This window comes from Rhizobium sp. BK008 (assembly GCF_014197345.1).
In the GTDB taxonomy this organism is placed as follows: Bacteria; Pseudomonadota; Alphaproteobacteria; order Rhizobiales; family Rhizobiaceae; genus Rhizobium; species Rhizobium anhuiense.
The window spans coordinates 1,721,933-1,737,719 of the sequence record NZ_JACIFK010000001.1; the positions used below are offsets into that span (position 1 = coordinate 1,721,933).

At 60.6% G+C, this 15,787-nt stretch carries 14 protein-coding genes and 5 tRNA genes; 10 read left to right on the plus strand and 9 right to left on the minus strand.

Going from position 1 to position 15,787, the window contains the following annotated elements; translation table 11 throughout:
* The first annotated feature begins 49 nt into the window (after nucleotides 1-49).
* Nucleotides 50-361 (plus strand): hypothetical protein, encoded by a 312-nt coding sequence (locus FHT69_RS08395; RefSeq protein ID WP_183905210.1) that lies wholly within the window; start codon nucleotides 50-52, stop codon nucleotides 359-361.
* 1 nt (nucleotide 362) lies between these two features.
* On the plus strand, nucleotides 363-701 hold the full coding sequence (locus FHT69_RS08400) for a hypothetical protein (RefSeq protein ID WP_183905211.1): 339 nt from the start codon (nucleotides 363-365) through the stop codon (nucleotides 699-701).
* A gap of 150 nt (nucleotides 702-851) precedes the next feature.
* Here the strand turns inward: FHT69_RS08400 and FHT69_RS08405 are convergent.
* A tRNA-Arg gene (locus FHT69_RS08405) sits at nucleotides 852-928 on the minus strand.
* A gap of 57 nt (nucleotides 929-985) precedes the next feature.
* The gene (locus FHT69_RS08410) at nucleotides 986-1,291 is read right to left on the minus strand and encodes an ETC complex I subunit (RefSeq protein WP_047614878.1); all 306 of its coding nucleotides are present in this window, start codon (nucleotides 1,289-1,291) and stop codon (nucleotides 986-988) included.
* Nucleotides 1,292-1,963: 672 nt separating this feature from the next.
* Here FHT69_RS08410 and FHT69_RS08415 point away from each other — a divergent pair.
* Nucleotides 1,964-2,040: transfer RNA gene (locus FHT69_RS08415), tRNA-Pro, on the plus strand.
* Nucleotides 2,041-2,099: 59 nt separating this feature from the next.
* Here FHT69_RS08415 and FHT69_RS08420 read toward each other — a convergent pair.
* Entirely contained in the window at nucleotides 2,100-2,588 is a 489-nt protein-coding gene (locus tag FHT69_RS08420; RefSeq protein WP_063475491.1) for a DUF192 domain-containing protein, read from the minus strand.
* Nucleotide 2,589: 1 nt separating this feature from the next.
* Nucleotides 2,590-3,168: a cold-shock protein gene (locus tag FHT69_RS08425; RefSeq protein WP_012757289.1), complete on the minus strand. Its 579-nt coding sequence runs from the start codon at nucleotides 3,166-3,168 to the stop codon at nucleotides 2,590-2,592.
* 195 nt (nucleotides 3,169-3,363) lie between these two features.
* On the opposite strand from FHT69_RS08425, the gene gloA reads away from it, so the two are divergent.
* The 6 genes from gloA (at nucleotide 3,364) to FHT69_RS08455 (ending at nucleotide 7,943) form a co-directional block, all read left to right on the plus strand.
* Nucleotides 3,364-3,804 carry a lactoylglutathione lyase gene (gene gloA, locus FHT69_RS08430; RefSeq protein WP_063475490.1) on the plus strand — a complete coding sequence of 147 codons (441 nt, stop codon included), beginning with the start codon at nucleotides 3,364-3,366 and terminating at the stop codon, nucleotides 3,802-3,804.
* A 166-nt stretch (nucleotides 3,805-3,970) separates the two neighbouring features.
* On the plus strand, nucleotides 3,971-5,038 hold the full coding sequence (locus tag FHT69_RS08435; RefSeq protein ID WP_183905212.1) for a D-Ala-D-Ala carboxypeptidase family metallohydrolase: 1,068 nt from the start codon (nucleotides 3,971-3,973) through the stop codon (nucleotides 5,036-5,038).
* A 198-nt stretch (nucleotides 5,039-5,236) separates the two neighbouring features.
* Nucleotides 5,237-5,311, plus strand: a tRNA-Glu gene (locus tag FHT69_RS08440).
* Between the two features lie 74 nt (nucleotides 5,312-5,385).
* Nucleotides 5,386-5,460, plus strand: a tRNA-Glu gene (locus FHT69_RS08445).
* Nucleotides 5,461-5,637: 177 nt separating this feature from the next.
* Nucleotides 5,638-5,712 (plus strand) — tRNA-Glu (locus FHT69_RS08450).
* 254 nt (nucleotides 5,713-5,966) lie between these two features.
* Nucleotides 5,967-7,943: a hypothetical protein gene (locus tag FHT69_RS08455; RefSeq protein ID WP_047614872.1), complete on the plus strand. Its 1,977-nt coding sequence runs from the start codon at nucleotides 5,967-5,969 to the stop codon at nucleotides 7,941-7,943.
* Nucleotides 7,944-7,959: 16 nt separating this feature from the next.
* On the opposite strand, the gene recJ is transcribed toward FHT69_RS08455, so the two are convergent.
* The 5 genes from recJ to FHT69_RS08480 all read right to left on the minus strand — a co-directional run bounded on the left by recJ (nucleotide 7,960) and on the right by FHT69_RS08480 (nucleotide 13,588).
* Complete coding sequence (recJ, locus tag FHT69_RS08460; protein ID WP_183905213.1) at nucleotides 7,960-9,762, minus strand: single-stranded-DNA-specific exonuclease RecJ; 1,803 nt, start codon at nucleotides 9,760-9,762, stop codon at nucleotides 7,960-7,962.
* Nucleotides 9,763-9,946: 184 nt separating this feature from the next.
* Nucleotides 9,947-10,189, minus strand: coding sequence for a hypothetical protein (locus FHT69_RS08465; RefSeq protein WP_047614869.1), 243 nt, complete (start codon nucleotides 10,187-10,189; stop codon nucleotides 9,947-9,949).
* A gap of 160 nt (nucleotides 10,190-10,349) precedes the next feature.
* Complete coding sequence (locus tag FHT69_RS08470) at nucleotides 10,350-11,675, minus strand: homoserine dehydrogenase (RefSeq protein ID WP_183905214.1); 1,326 nt, start codon at nucleotides 11,673-11,675, stop codon at nucleotides 10,350-10,352.
* Between the two features lie 60 nt (nucleotides 11,676-11,735).
* A complete protein-coding gene (locus FHT69_RS08475) occupies nucleotides 11,736-12,953 on the minus strand; it encodes an LL-diaminopimelate aminotransferase (RefSeq protein ID WP_047614866.1) in 1,218 nt (405 codons plus the stop codon).
* Between the two features lie 221 nt (nucleotides 12,954-13,174).
* Nucleotides 13,175-13,588: a hypothetical protein gene (locus FHT69_RS08480; protein ID WP_047614864.1), complete on the minus strand. Its 414-nt coding sequence runs from the start codon at nucleotides 13,586-13,588 to the stop codon at nucleotides 13,175-13,177.
* Nucleotides 13,589-13,735: 147 nt separating this feature from the next.
* Here FHT69_RS08480 and FHT69_RS08485 point away from each other — a divergent pair, with 147 nt between their 5' ends.
* Nucleotides 13,736-15,589 (plus strand): PHA/PHB synthase family protein, encoded by a 1,854-nt coding sequence (locus FHT69_RS08485; RefSeq protein ID WP_409527532.1) that lies wholly within the window; start codon nucleotides 13,736-13,738, stop codon nucleotides 15,587-15,589.
* The last annotated feature ends 198 nt before the right edge of the window (nucleotides 15,590-15,787 follow it).

Consider the following 15,787-nt stretch of genomic DNA (forward strand, 5'->3'; position numbering starts at 1 on the left):
CATGGTAGTTAATATGCACATAGAAACTACCTGAGCAGAGGAAACGATAATGCCGAACGAAACGATTCTGGCAGCCGCCGAAGGCTTGCCGAAACTGAGCAGACGAACGCTTCTTAGAGCCGTGACCGCCATCATCCCGGCAACCGCAACTCCTACCAAAATGAAGACTTTCGACTGGGACGCTTTCTTCGCGGAGGCAACTCCGGCCGAACTTGCCAGCTTTCACGCCAGCGCCCTCACCGAAGCAATGGCCACAATGCATCCCGAGCTGGCGTGGCGCCATGTTATCGACCACAAGGTTCAGTTCGTTCTCGTCGTGGGCGACGAACGACCGGCCTTTGCAGTCCGGCAGGAGGTGTGACATGCGTGTCTCGCAGTTGGTGCAGATACTTGGCTCAATGAGTGAAGCCGAAAAACTCGGCATCGTCGCCATAGTCAATCATCGTGCAAATATCGAAGCATGCATCGAGGATCTGATCGGCATTCTCGACTTCATGGACGGCGACGAGAACCTGGAAGCTGACAACGACAACGAACCCAGCCTCGGCGCCCCAGAACATGTCACGCAAACCCATTGGTATATGCCGGTGGGTTCGGAACAGACCGACCTGGAAATCGAAGAAGAGAATGACGAGGACGGGGGCGACACGGAACCGAACGGCGACGAACTGGACAGCAACTTTTCCGAAGATGGATACTGACGTCGGTCTCGCAGAAACCTCTATCAAAACCTCGGACGTTGTCACTGGCGGGCCGGGGTTTTCTAATAGGCGAAATGCCGCGGCCGTTACCCCTGTTGTTACCCTGAGGCCTGCCGCGCGGAGCAGCTGCGTTCTAAGTTATTGAAATGATGGCGACCCCTGCAGGAATCGAACCTGCGACAACCTGCTTAGAAGGCAGGTGCTCTATCCAGCTGAGCTAAGGGGCCGTCCGGCGGTCGCGTTCAAGGCGCGCGACCGAATGCGGCATATTTGGACGAGAAATCTCAATGCGTCCAGGGCTGCGTGCGGGTATAGCGGAAATTGTCGGGATAGGCGACCACCTGGCGGGCAGCATCCTTCGGCGCAATGACGCGATATTCGATGCCATTGCGCTGGGCATAGGCCTCGGCGAGTTCCTGCGTTTCGAAGGTCAGCTTCACCTGCTGGCGCATGTCGCCCGAGGAGGTGTAGCCCATGATCGGATCGATCTTGCGCGGCGACTCCTGATCGAACTCAAGCACCCAGAGATGGGTCTTGGCCTTGCCGGACTGCATGGCGGTCTTGGCTGGACGATAGATCTTGGCAGACATGACTGCGGCGTCTCCGACTATGCGGGCAGCGCCCGCCTTTCATGGTCTCAATCCCCGTTGCCGGGGCTTTTGCTTCATCGCTAGAGATAGCGCGAAGAGATGAATTTTGCTTATCCGCGAATCCTTGGCTTTTCAAGAAAAAAGGCGGTGCGCGACGATGCTGGCGGCTCCATCTCATGACAAGCCGAGGCATTGGGGAAACAAGCATATCGGCGGGCGAAGCGGCTTTGGGTCGTCTTCCCACCTGTCGATCCAGCCCTCTCTTCATGGCCGAGGGACCTCAGGCCGAATTGCGCAATGTTACCGATCGTCGCATGTTGTGATTACAAGCTGATTGCCGCAGCCGGTCCCTGGCACTATCTACGGCTCCATCGGTTTCAGTGGATTTGCACTCATGATGAAACGTTCGCCAGAGTTCAATGCCATTGCGTTAGGAGCTGGTATCACGGCTTTCTTCTACGTCGTCATCAGCTACGCCCAATATCTCGGCCTGATCGCCCACGGCTGAGGTAGCCTTGTCCTGACGTTCAATGCGCCCCGGCACGGCAGACGTGCGACCCATCAAGATTTTTCTATAGCATCCACAGGGCAGGCGAGGAATCTTCGACCAGCGCTGGATTTATGGGTTGCGACGGCGAAGTGAACCGTGTATCTCCCCTGCCATTCACGGCACGGAGTGTAGCGCAGTCTGGTAGCGCATCTGGTTTGGGACCAGAGGGTCGGGAGTTCGAATCTCTCCACTCCGACCATTCAATATCCTGATATTCCTGAGTTCCCTCGCAGCCGCCTGCGCGCGACCCTGCCGCCGTCACTTCGCCTTGCTTGTCGTCGTGGCGCTGACGATCCTGTCGCCGGACTTGATTCCAAGCTTGGCGACGACGCCTGCATTGAGTTCGACGACGTATTTCACCTCGCCCATCGAATCGATGATATCGCGCGAATAGGGCTTTGCGTTTTCCTTGATGTGGCGGATCGTGCCGGTGTCGTCGGCAAAGAGCATGTCGAGCGGCAGAATGGTGTTTTCCATCCACATGGTGACGCGCCGCGGCTCGTCGAAATCGAAGATCATGCCGGCATCATCGGCCATCGTCTTGCGAAACATCAGCCCGCGGGCGCGCTGATCGGGGGTCGAGGCGATCTCTACGGTGAAATGCAGCACCTTGCCCGCGGCGGTCTGGATGAGCAGCGGCTCCTTGTCGAACCGCATCTGCTCCTCGGCCAAGGCCGGCAGCGCAGCCATGAAAAAAAGCGCCAGGATGGCGCTTCGGATGGCATGAAACAGGGACAGGCCACGCATGTCAGTGCGACCGGCTTGCCGGGCTCGGAACATCAGGATGGATCTCTGCGGCCATCAGGCCCTTTTCGCCGTCGCCGAAGCGGACAAGCACCACCTGGCCGGGACGCAGTTCCGTCAGGCCGAAGCGACGGAGCGTCTCCATATGCACGAAGATATCTTCCGTGCCCTCGCCGCGCGTCAGGAAGCCGAAGCCCTTGGTGCGGTTGAACCATTTGACCAGCGCGCGCTCGAGCCCGCTCGTCGCGGTGACCTGCACATGGGTGCGCACCGGCGGCAGCTGCGACGGATGAACCGCGGTCGACTGGTCCATCGAGAGGATCTTGAAAGCCTGGTAGCCGCGCTCGCGGCGCTGGATGAGGGCGACGATGCGCGTTCCCTCGAGGATGGTCTGGTAACCGTCGCGGCGCAAACAGGTCACGTGCAGGAGAACATCCTGCATGCCGTTGTCGGGTACGATAAAGCCGAAACCCTTGGCGACGTCGAACCACTTGACGACGCCGGTGATTTCAACAAGATCGACCGCCTCTCCTGATAGCTCGTCGAGATCGGAGTATTCGTTCGATGAAATCCTGTCAGCCATTGTCGCCAGCCCCTCGAATACGCGTCACACTGTTACGGTTAACTGATTCTTGAAATCAAGATTAACATCTTGGTAACGGATAAGCGCAAGTCCTAGTTTTCGGTTATTCCCAGCTGCACATTTTATAAAGTTGACTTGCCCGAAGCTGACCTCGGCTTGCTGAAAAAAGCCAGCCCCAATAAAGGAGTAGATAGAATGCGTTATCTCCACACAATGGTACGGGTCAAAGACCTGGATGCCTCCCTCGCCTTTTACACCACGCTGTTCGGGCTGGAGGAGATTCGCCGCCACGAAAACGAAAAGGGCCGCTTCACCTTGGTTTTCCTGGCCGCTCGCGACGATCTCGACCGTGCACGCAACGAAAAAGCTCCCTGCCTCGAACTGACTTACAACTGGGATACAGAGGATTATAGCGGAGGACGCAATTTCGGCCACCTCGCTTATGAGGTCGACGATATTTATGCGATCTGCCAGAAGTTGATGGACAATGGCGTCACCATCAACCGGCCGCCACGCGATGGGAACATGGCCTTCGTGCGCTCGCCCGACGGCATCTCGATCGAAATCCTGCAGAAAGGCAGCCCGCTTCCGCCCGCCGAACCCTGGGCCTCGATGGGCAATACCGGCGCCTGGTAAGGGTTTTTCGCCGCAAGGCTTTTGCGAAACTTGCGGCTTTTGCGATTTCGGGTCCGGCCGGCGCCTTGCCGCTTGCCGCGATCCGGCCCCGCAGGCAATCTCCCGATGACTCGAAGCGGAAGGCGGCGTTTATGCCCATTTTCCGCATCAACTGGAGACTGCTCGCTTGCGTAACATGCAGATGCGGATGCCCGTGACGGGCGCTTTGCTGATCGCCACCTCGGTGCTGGCGCTGTCCGGCTGCGCGTCGGACAAGAAGGCGCTCGATTCCGCCGCAGTTGCTCCGGCAGCGTCGGCCACAGTCCCTCAGCTTGCCACGGTAGCGCGCGCAGGCTCTGTCCCTCGTTCGGGCTACACGGACCCTCGACTCGTCAACGTCTCCGGCGCCCAGGCCGCGCCTCAGCTCGTCGCGCAGGATCCGAATGCCGCCGTCCCGCCGGCCGATCCGGCGAGCACAGCACCTGCCAATATCGGCGGGCTCGTCCTGCAGTCGACCCGGATCAACGCGCAGGCGATGAGCATTTTTTCCGATCATCAGCCGGCGCCGCAAAACAACAGCACGTCAACCGTCATCCAGCCGCAGGCCTATGCGCCGGTGCAAGGGGCGGCACCCGCGCGAAGCAGCGTCTACAGCCAGCCATACGTGCCGCAGCCGCCGGCGGAGCCGGTGCTGCCGCAGCAATCCTCACAGAACAACAGCGCCCAGCTTGCGCCAGTTCAAACAGCGTCGCTCGCCACGGGCAGCATTCCGACCTCGACGATGAATGCGCTCTACAGCGCGCCGAAGCAGAACCTGCTTGGCAGTCTTTCCGGGTTGCTGCAAAAGGCCGCCCTGCCCGGCATGACGCGTATCGCGCCGAATGGCCTGCATGTGCAGAACGACAAGGTCGAGGTCGGCTGCTTCAAGCCCGACCTGCTGAAAGTGATCAAGACGGTCGAAAACCATTTCGGCCGGCCGGTTATTGTCACGTCAGGCTACCGCGACGAAGAGCACAACCGCCTGGTCGGTGGCGCCGACGAATCGATGCACAAGAGCTGCGAGGCGGCCGACATCCAGATCGACGGCGTAACGAAATGGGATATCGCCGCCTATATCCGTTCGCTCCCGAACCGCGGCGGCGTCGGCACCTATTGCCATACGGATTCGGTCCATCTCGACACCGGCAAAACCCGTGACTGGAACTGGGGCTGCGGCGGCAAACGCGCGCCGATAACGACCGCAAGAGCGATCTGACGGCCGCGCGATTTGCGCATTACGTTACGGCAGCACCGCCTCGTCTCGTTAAAGAAACGGCCAACAGCCTATTGATTCAGCTTCAATAATCGGCTTTTCGAACGCCCTCGGATTTCTTGTCATTTTTTTGAAAGAAAAACCGCAATTCCGCTTGCGGGATTCAAAACGCCTGACTATAAGGGCGCCACCACGAAGGAAGCGCCCTTCGTCTATCGGTTAGGACACCAGATTTTCATTCTGGGAAGAGGGGTTCGACTCCCCTAGGGCGTGCCACTTTCTCTCCATATCGAAGCGACCGCACCCGCTTGCATAAGCCGGCGCGCATTCCTATTTCAGTAAAGTTGCCTGCGCCCTTCGTCTATCGGTTAGGACGACAGATTCTCATTCTGTAAAGAGGGGTTCGACTCCCCTAGGGCGTACCACCGGGTTTGCGCAAACGCGTCTAAATCAGCCCGCCGGCCCCTCTTTCCCGTCTCCGTCGCCTGACGATACAAGGTTTTTCCACAGCCGAAAAAAATCGGCGAAAACGATGATTTTTTCACGCCTTGGCGCTTGCGGCCTTCGAAGGTGCTGACTATAAGGGCGCCACCACGAAGGAAGCGCCCTTCGTCTATCGGTTAGGACACCAGATTTTCATTCTGGGAAGAGGGGTTCGACTCCCCTAGGGCGTGCCACTTTTCTCTCAGACATTCAGCCGGTTATTCGGGCCAGATCAGCGGCTTTATCTGCCGCTCGTCCCTCCCCTTGCGCAAGCCTCGCGTGGCATTCGCGCTCGCTCATTCGGAGCGCCGATCAACCGCTCTCTGGTCTAGCGAAATTCCTGCCAACAGTGTGGCGCAAGCTTCACGTCCAATAGTCAGGCACCAAACCAGCCCGAATGCCGTTTCGTGAATCATGGAGACGGCGGCCATGCACGAAGGACGATGCCTTGACGATCAATCAGCCCATTTCCGCTCTGCCGGCCGGTCTTCCTGATCTGGCGCTTCTCACGGAAAAAGCGGCCGGCACGGGATCGGTCATCGTCTATCAGCCCTATCTCGATCCTTCGCAGCGCAGCCAACTCGACGCGGCTGCCGTGCCGCTCGACATCTCGTTCAATACGCAGGCGACAACCCGCGAATATGAGCTCTTCCACATCCTGCATCAGCATCACGAGGCGATCGGCCTCGGTGACGACGTGTTCTGGGGGCTGCTCTCGAGCAAATTCGAGATGAAATCGGTGACCAGCTTCCCGTCCTTTGTCACCGAGGCGGAAAAAGCCAGGGCCGAAGGTGCGGACGCCTATCTTTACAATCCGCTGATCGGCCACGCGGCGATTTACAGCAACGTTTGGGAACATTCGCTGCTTGGCGGCCATCCCGGCATGGAGCCGATCTTCCTGCATATCCAGGAACTCGGCTATCCGATTGCGCCGCCGCAGGACAAGACTGCCTTCATGTTCTGCAACTATTTCTGCGGCAACCGGAAATTCTGGTCCGGCTATTTCGCCTTTTGCGAACGCATTCTCGAATCGCTCGAAAATCAAGCGCGCGTCGGCACGCCGGCGGGCACCGCCTATGCCGGTGAGGCTCACTATTCACGCGATGCCAACGCCAAGATGCGCCCCTTCGTGATCGAACGTCTGCTCGGGCTTTATGTCCAGCAGGCTGCCGCCGCCGGATTGAAGATCGCCGCCTTCGTACCGACCGTTGCCGATTTCGAATGGAAGTTCGGTGTCCGCCTCGGCCGTATGCTGCATGGTCTTTTCACCACCAAGGAAGCCTTTCTGCGCAGCCGTGACCAGGCTCTCCTGACCTCGTGGCAGGAAGGCCGCCAGCCGCTCATCAAGCAGCCGCATCTGATCTGGGGGACTGATGATCCGCCCGCCTGGATGCCGCGCGGCCAATTCATCGGCGGCCGCGAATTGATGCGCGCCTATGCTTCGCAGGCTTCAGGCGCCTCTGCGGCGCCGCAACAGCCGGTACGGACCGAAAGGCCCGCTATGCCAGCCGCTCCGAAGATCGAGCAGCCGCTCCGCAACCCGTTGCAGCCCTTTGCCGGCGGATGGCAGGCGCACAAGGACCGTCATTGCATCTGGATCGTGACGCCGGCCAACTACAGTCACAGCCACGCCTTCGACGAAGTCGCGCTCGGCCTGCAGGGCGCCTTCGAGGAACTCGGCGGCTCGGCACCGATCGTCCGCGACATGAATGCGTTCGCCGGCCGCGCGCCGATCATCTACGGCGGCAATCTTCTCCCCGCCGAGATCGTCGGCCATCTGCCGCAGGACAGCGTCGTCATCAATCTCGAGCAGGTGTCGGAAGAAAGCATCTGGATCAATTCGCGCTACACCTCGATCCTGAAGTCGCTTCCGGTTCTCGACTACAGCCCGCGCAACCGGGAAAATCTCGCCGCCAAGGGCATTGATCATGCCGGCGTGCTCGAGGTCGGCTATAGCCGCTGCCTCAGCCAGATACAGCACGCCCCCGTCAAAGATATCGACGTGCTCTTCTACGGCTCGATGAACGAACGCCGCCACCATATCCTGAAGACACTGGAGCAGGGCGGACTCAAGGTCGCGCACCTCTTCAACATCTATGGTGCGGAACGCGACGCGGCGATTGCCCGTTCCAAGATCGTCATCAACATCCATCATTATACGAGCGGCGTCTTCGAGATCGTGCGCATTTCCTATCTGCTCGCCAATCGCGTCTGCGTGCTGACCGAAGGCGATATCCGCGACCCGGATCTCCAGCCCTTCAGCGGCGGCCTGGCGGTCGAGCCCTATGACAAGATGATCGAGCGCTGCCATAAGCTGATCGCAGATGCCGCCGAGCGCGATTCCATCGCCGCGAAGGGCTTTGCGGCCATGAAGAGCCGGTCGCAAGCGGAGATGCTGATGAGTGTCATGACCGCCGGCAGCTGATGAAATTCGCAGAAGATTACCGCGCCGGAGCCGCGTCGCAGACGCGCAGCTGGATGCGGCGTGAACCCTGGTAATGCTCGGCCCCGAGCGAACCCGCGACATGCAGGCTGGCGCCGCGTGAATTGATGAGAAGATTGCCGAGTGCCGTATCGGCGGCGCGGAAGGCGATGCCGTCGAGCCGCGATCCGTCCATTGCCTCCAGCGTCACCTTCACATGTTTCTCGCCGACGAGGCGGGCATCGCGCACGCGATGTGCCGGCACGGCAAAGAGCGGCTGGGCGTGACCGGAGCCATAGGGGCCGGCGGCCTCCAGGCGGTCGATGAGTTCGAGAGTGGCGCCGCTTGCGCCGATCGCGCCGTCGATCTTCAGCGTCTCGTTGGCGACGAGGCTGGCCACCGTCCTTTCGGCCTTCTCCGTGAAGAAGCTTCTCAGCCTGCCGAGATTGGCGCGCTCGACCGTCAGTCCGGCGGCCATGGCGTGGCCGCCGCCCTTGACGAGAATCCCCTCGTCGACCGCAGATCGCACCATCCTGCCCATGTCGAAGCCGTTGATCGAGCGGCCCGAGCCGGTGCCGCGGCCGGAGGGATCGAAGGCGATGGCGAAGGCCGGCCGTTTGAATTTCTCCTTCAGCCGCGCCGCGATCAGCCCGACGATGCCGGGATGCCATTTCTCATGGGCAGTGACGATGACGGAGGCCCCCTCGCTGTCGCCATATTCGGCGAGCGCCTCGGCTTCCGCCTCCTGCAGCATGATGGCCTCCATCGCCTGGCGTTCGCGGTTGAGCTCGTCGAGACGCTGCGCGATCATTTCCGCCTCACCGGCGTCGTCGAGCGTCAGCAGGCGGCTTCCGAGCGCCGCATCGCCGATCCGCCCACCGGCATTGATGCGCGGTCCGATCAGGAAGCCGAAATGATAGGGTGTCACCGGACCTGCGAGCCCCGCCTTGCGGAAGAGTGCCGCAAGCCCGGCATTGCTCTGGTGGCGGGCGGCGACCAGCCCCTTCACCACATAGGCGCGGTTAAGGCCCTTCAGCGGCACGACATCGCAGACCGTCGCCAGCGCCACGATATCCAGCCATTGCAGCAGATCGATCGCCAGGATGCGCTTGTTGCCGGCCGCACGCAACAGCCTCAGCGTTGCGACCAGCACCATGAAAACCACGCCGGCTGCGCAAAGATGCCCCTGCCCCGAGAGATCGTCCTCGCGGTTCGGGTTGACCAATGCATGGCAGCGCGGCAGCTCATGTGTCACCTGGTGGTGATCGATGACGACGACATCGACATTGCGCGCGGCAGCCGCTGAAAGCGCCTCGTGACTGGTGGAGCCGCAATCGACGGTGACGATCAGCTGGGCGCCATTGTCGATCAACTGGTTGATCGCCGCCGGATTGGGGCCGTAACCTTCGAAGACGCGGTCGGGAATATAGATGTTCACCTTGACGCCGAAATGGCTGAGAAAGCGATACATCAGCGCCGAGGACGCCGCGCCATCGACATCATAGTCGCCGAGGATCGCGACGTTCTCGCCGCGCTCGATGGCGCTCACGAGGCGGACTGCGGCCTTTTCGCAATCGGTCAATGTGTGAGGATCGGGCATCAGGCTGCGGATCGTCGGATCGAGGAATTCGATCGCCTCGTCCACCGTGACGCCGCGTCCGGCCAGCACGCGGGCGATCAGATCCGGGAGTCCGTGAATCTGCGACATGGCCAGCGCGCGGTTCTGCCCGGCCTGGTCGAGCCGCGCGACCCAGCGATTGTCGAGCGCGGATTTCTCCACGCCGAGAAACGCGCGCTGTACCGGATCGACGGGATCTGCCATGCCATACTCCGCTGACTTCATCTGCTCTTTCTACAGGAGCAGCGGAGATAACATAGAGGTGGATTTACAGACACGGATATTTACCAAAGCATGTCGCGCAAAAGTGTGCGGCGGTTTTGCGAAAACGACATGCGTGCAAACAAGCCTCTAAAGCGCGAGCGAATCTGAAAGATCGCGACACGCTTTAGAATACCGCCCAGACGATCAGGGCGATGCCGGCCAGTTGCACCAGTATGACCGAAAACAGCGTCAGCAGAATGGCCCAGTTGCGGCCTTCCGTGTGTTCGTCGCCGTCAGCCTCATCAGGGACCTCCTGGCGAATTTCATGGTAGGCCGGCTTGAGAATTTGCTCAAGCATATCAGGATGGTCTGGCGGCGCGTCGCTCGGGCGGCCATACCCCTTACCGGCGTGGCTATCCTTGCTCATGAAATTCTCCACGCAGACGACTCACCATCTCTGGTTTAGTTATATCAATATTTCGGTATCTGTTAATATAGGCTTCCGTAACGGAAGGTTGAACAAATAATAAAAAAACCGCCCTGCCAGAGACAGGGCGGTTCAACCGTTCCGAAACGGGAAGAAGGGCTCAGCCTTCCTCTTTCGGCCGCTCGATGCGAATAACCTGCGGCTCGCCGAAGAGATAACCTTCCGACTTGATCGAGGCGACCGCCCTGCGCACCGACTCCTCCATCGTCGCGTGGGTGACGAGAATGATCGTCTGGTGATGCGAGGGCGCCAGATGCTGCTTGGAGCGCTGGACGATCGATTCCAGCGAGATGTTGTTTTCGGCCATGCGGGTTGCGACGCTGGCAAAGACGCCGGTGCGGTCAAGCACGGTCAGGCGGATGAAATAGCCGCCCTCATGGCTCTGCATCTGCGCCTTGCGGTAGGGCTCCAGCGTCGTTGCGGGATGGCCGAGCACCGGTACGCGCTGGGCGCCCGGCTGGCTCTTGGCGATATCGGCGATGTCGCCGAGCACCGACGAGGCCGTGGCATTGCCGCCGGCGCCGGGGCCGACCATCAGCAGCTCGCCGAGCACGTCGGATTCGATCGCCACCGCATTGGTGACGCCGTCGACCTGGGCAATGACCGAATCGACCGGCACCATTGTGGGATGGACGCGCTGCTCGATGCCGGTATCGGTGCGCTGGGCAACACCCAGGAGTTTGATGCGATAACCGAGCTCGGCGGCGGCGTGGATATCCTCGATCGAAATGTTGGTGATGCCTTCGAGATAGATATCGTCGGCCGCAATGCGATTGCCGAAGGCGAGCGTCGTCAGGATGGACAGCTTGTGGGCGGTGTCGTTGCCCTCGATATCGAAGGCAGGATCGGCCTCGGCATAACCCAGCCGCTGCGCTTCCTTGAGGCATTCGGCGAAGGAAAGCCCCTCCTTCTCCATCTTGGTCAGGATGTAATTGCAGGTGCCGTTCATGATGCCGTAGATGCGCGAGACGGCATTGCCCGTCAGCGATTCGCGCAGCGCCTTGATGACCGGGATCCCGCCGGCGACCGCCGCCTCGAAGTTTAAGAGCGCCCCCTTCTCTTCGGCGATCGTCGCAAGCTCGACGCCGTGATAGGCAAGCAGCGCCTTATTGGCTGTCACCACGTGGAGACCACGCTGGAGCGCGGCGCGCACCGAGACGTTGGCAGCCCCTTCGGCGCCGCCCATCAGCTCGACGAAAACATCGATATCGCCCCTTTCGGCAAGGTCTTCCGGCCGGTCGAACCAGGTAACAGCGGAAAGATCGATGCCGCGGTCCCTCGCCTTGTCGCGCGCCGAGACCGCCGTGATGGTGATCGGACGCCCGCAGGTGACGGCAAGCTCGTTGCTCTTCTGCTGAATGATGCGGACAAGTGAGGCGCCAACGGTGCCCAAGCCCGCAATGCCGATTTTGAGGGCATCTGCCATGGATCGATCCTGAATGTCTGTGTGGCGGCAGCCGTAAAACACGGCTGCCGGAGAGTTGGATTAGCGGTGCGCGTTCAGCGAGATGACGTTATGCATCGTCTCGTCTGCCGTCGACATGAACTTCTTGATGTTGCGCGCAGCCTGGCGGATGCGGTGTTCGTTCTCGACGAGTGCCAGACGGACATAGTCGTCGCCCATTTCGCCGAAGCCGATGCCAGGGGCAACGGCGACGTCGGCCTTCTCGACCAGCAGCTTGGAGAACTCCAGCGAACCGAGATGACGGAACTTTTCCGGGATCTTCGCCCAGGCGAACATGGTGGCAGCCGGCGGCGGCACGTCGAAGCCGGCCTTGCCGAAGCTTTCGACCATGACGTCGCGGCGACGTTTATAGACGTTGCGGACTTCCGCAATGTCGGAGCCGTCGCCGTTCAGCGCATGCGTCGCCGCCACCTGGATCGGCGTGAAGGCGCCGTAGTCGAGGTAGGACTTGACGCGGGTCAGCGCCGCGATCAGCCGCTCGTTGCCGACGGCAAAGCCCATGCGCCAGCCGGGCATGGAGAAGGTCTTCGACATCGAGGTGAACTCGACCGTGACGTCGATCGCACCCGGTACTTCGAGAACCGACGGCGGCGGGGCGCCGTCGAAGTAGATCTCGGAATAGGCGAGGTCCGAAAGCACGATGATGTCGTGTTTCTTGGCGAAGGCGACGACGTCCTTGTAGAAATCGAGCGTCGCGACAAAGGCTGTCGGGTTCGAGGGGTAGTTGAGAATCAGCGCCAAGGGCTTCGGGATCGAATGCCGGACCGCGCGTTCGAGCGGCTCGAAGAAGCTCGCATCCGGCTCCACCGACATGGAGCGAATCACGCCGCCTGCCATCAGAAAGCCGAAGGCGTGGATCGGATAGGTGGGGTTCGGGCAGAGGATCACGTCGCCAGGCGCGGTGATCGCCTGCGCCATGTTGGCGAAGCCTTCCTTGGAGCCCAAGGTGGCGACCACCTGCGTATCCGGGTTGAGCTTGACGCCGAAACGGCGGGCGTAATAGGCAGCCTGGGCGCGGCGCAGCCCCGGAATGCCCTTGGAAGACGAATAACGGTGCGTGCGCGGATCCTGCACGACCTCGCACAGCTTGTCGACGATCGACTGGGGAGTGGGAAGGTCGGGGTTTCCCATGCCGAGATCGATGATATCGGCGCCGCCCGCTCGCGCGCTTGCTTTCAAACGGTTGACCTGTTCGAAAACATAAGGCGGCAAACGCCGGACTTTGTGAAACTCTTCCATTTCATTCCCCATGGAAAGGCGGCTTTTCGGGCCGCAGTCGAAGTTCGTTCCGTCTCCCGGCGGCTGCGACACGAACTTCAGAATCGCAACGCCGTATTCATCAGACCCAAGCCACGCGGCAAATCTTTGACGGAAAGGCCGCGTAACGCGCTTTATCGGGAAAATTATGTCTTCCGATCCATCCGGAAGGCTTTGCGTCCAAATTGCCTGAAAGGCAAGGTCTATTTGGAGATTTCGGAGAGCGTATCGGTGCCGTGCTCGGCGGCCAGGCGCCGCATTTCGGCGACCTTGGCCTGATAATCGGCTTCCGAGAGGGTGCCGGCCTTGCGCTGGGCGGCAAGTGCGGTCAGCTGATGCTGCAGGTTGGCCGCCTGCTCGTCGCTCATCTGGACGTTGGCGGCCGTCAGCGGAGCGCCGAAATTCGGATAGCCGTCCGGCGACTTCGCAAGGCCGCCTTCGACCGCCTCGCCCTTGGTCGCCGGCATGACGACGGCGGTCGGCGCCGCTCGCTTGGCGGCGGCGGCGGCCTTCTGTTCCGCCGTCAGATTGCATCCGGCAAGGGCCATCGCCGCCGCGGCGCAGATCAGTGCGGTGCGGTTGAAGGTTGCGATGCGCAAAATGCCGTTCTTCGTCATGCCTCAAAAATCCAGTTCTGACTGCTTCGACTGTTAAATTTGTCGCAGCCACAAAGCAATAGCATGAGCCGACGCGCGTGGAACTTGTTTTCTCGTTCAATCACGATGTACAACGATTGGATAAAAAGAGTGCTGCCGCCGGAGGAAATGGTGACCGACAGCAAGAAGGAGAGTGGCGGCAAGGCCGGTATCGACGCGACCGATCTCGATCCCTATCTGCTGAAGGATCCCGAGGCCATGGCGATGAATTTCGCCCGGGCGCTCGAAAATCTCGGACAGGCAGCGTCTGCCTGGCTTGCGCCGCGCGAACGCGGCGAGATCACCGAAAGCGCCATCGATCCGATGAGCGACATGGTCAAGACGCTCTCCAAGGTCACCGAATACTGGATTTCCGATCCGCGCCGGACCTTCGAGGCACAGACCCAACTGATGTCCTCGTTCTTCGGCATCTGGATGCGCTCGATGCAGCGCATGCAAGGCGCGAGCGGCCTGCAGGGCGGCCCCACGCCGCCGGAGCCGGATACCCGCAAGGACAAGCGCTTCTCGGACGAGGACTGGCAGAAGAATCCGTTCTTCGATTTTCTCCGCCAGGTCTATTTCGTCACCAGCGACTGGGCGGAAAAGCTGGTGTCGGAGACCGACGGCCTCGACGAGCACACCAAGCACAAGGCCGGATTCTATGTGAAGCAGATTACGGCTGCGCTATCGCCGACCAACTTCGTCGCCACCAATCCGCAGCTCTACCGCGAGACGATCGCGACCAGCGGCGCCAATCTGGTGCGGGGAATGAAAATGCTCGCCGAGGATATCGCCGCCGGACATGGCGATCTTCGCCTTCGCCAGACCGACATGACGAAATTTGCCGTTGGCCGCGACATGGCGCTGACACCAGGCAAGGTGATCGCCCAGAACGACATCTGCCAGATTATCCAATACGAGGCTTCCACCGAAACGGTGCTGAAGCGGCCGCTGCTGATCTGCCCGCCCTGGATCAACAAGTTCTATATTCTCGACCTCAACCCGCAGAAATCCTTCATCAAATGGTGTGTCGACCAGGGTCAGACCGTCTTCGTCATTTCCTGGGTCAATCCGGATGCGCGCCACGCCGACAAGGACTGGGCGGCCTATGCCCGCGAGGGCATCGATTTCGCGCTTGCGACAATCGAGAAGGCGACCGGCGAGAAAGACGTCAACGCCGTCGGCTACTGTGTCGGCGGCACGCTGCTGGCGGCGACACTGGCGCTGCATGCCAAGGAAAAGAACAAGCGCATCAAGACCGCGACCCTCTTCACCACCCAGGTCGATTTCACCCATGCCGGCGACCTCAAGGTCTTCGTCGACGAGGAGCAGCTTACGGCGCTCGAAGAGCATATGCAGGCGGCCGGCTATCTCGACGGCACGAAGATGTCGATGGCCTTCAACATGCTGCGCGCCTCCGAGCTGATCTGGCCCTATTTCGTCAACAACTACCTGAAGGGCCAGGATCCCCTGCCCTTCGACCTCTTGTTCTGGAACGCCGATTCGACCCGCATGGCAGCGGCAAACCATGCCTTCTACCTCCGCAACTGCTATCTCCGGAATGCGCTGACGCGAAACGAGATGATCCTCGACGGCAAGCCGGTGTCGCTGAAGGACGTGAAGATCCCGATCTATAATCTCGCCACCCGCGAGGATCACATCGCGCCTGCCAAGTCCGTCTTCCTCGGCAGCCAGTTCTTCGGCGGCAAAGTGGAGTTCGTCGTCACCGGCTCGGGACACATCGCCGGCGTCGTCAACCCGCCCGACAAGAAGAAGTATCAATATTGGACCGGCGGCCCCGCCAAGGGCGACTACGAGACCTGGCTCGACCAGGCGACCGAGACGCCGGGATCGTGGTGGCCGCATTGGCAGGCCTGGATCGAGACGCATGACGGCAGACGCGTGCCGGCGCGCAAACCCGGCGGCGACGCGTTGAACGCGATCGAGGAAGCGCCGGGAAGTTATGTGATGGAGCGTGCCTGAGAAGGCCCAAAGCATCTCTTTTTGAGACGTCGAGAGAAAGAGCGACGCCGCGTAAATAAATTAGAAACCATAATTCGTCATCCTTGCGAAACAGTCGGATGTCGCAACTGGTCTAAATTCGGCCCATTTGCGCCTTTACCGGCCCCGGCGAAGTTTAGTCAGTCAGTGCCGCCGGCCTGCGTAGCGAGTTTGAAAGAC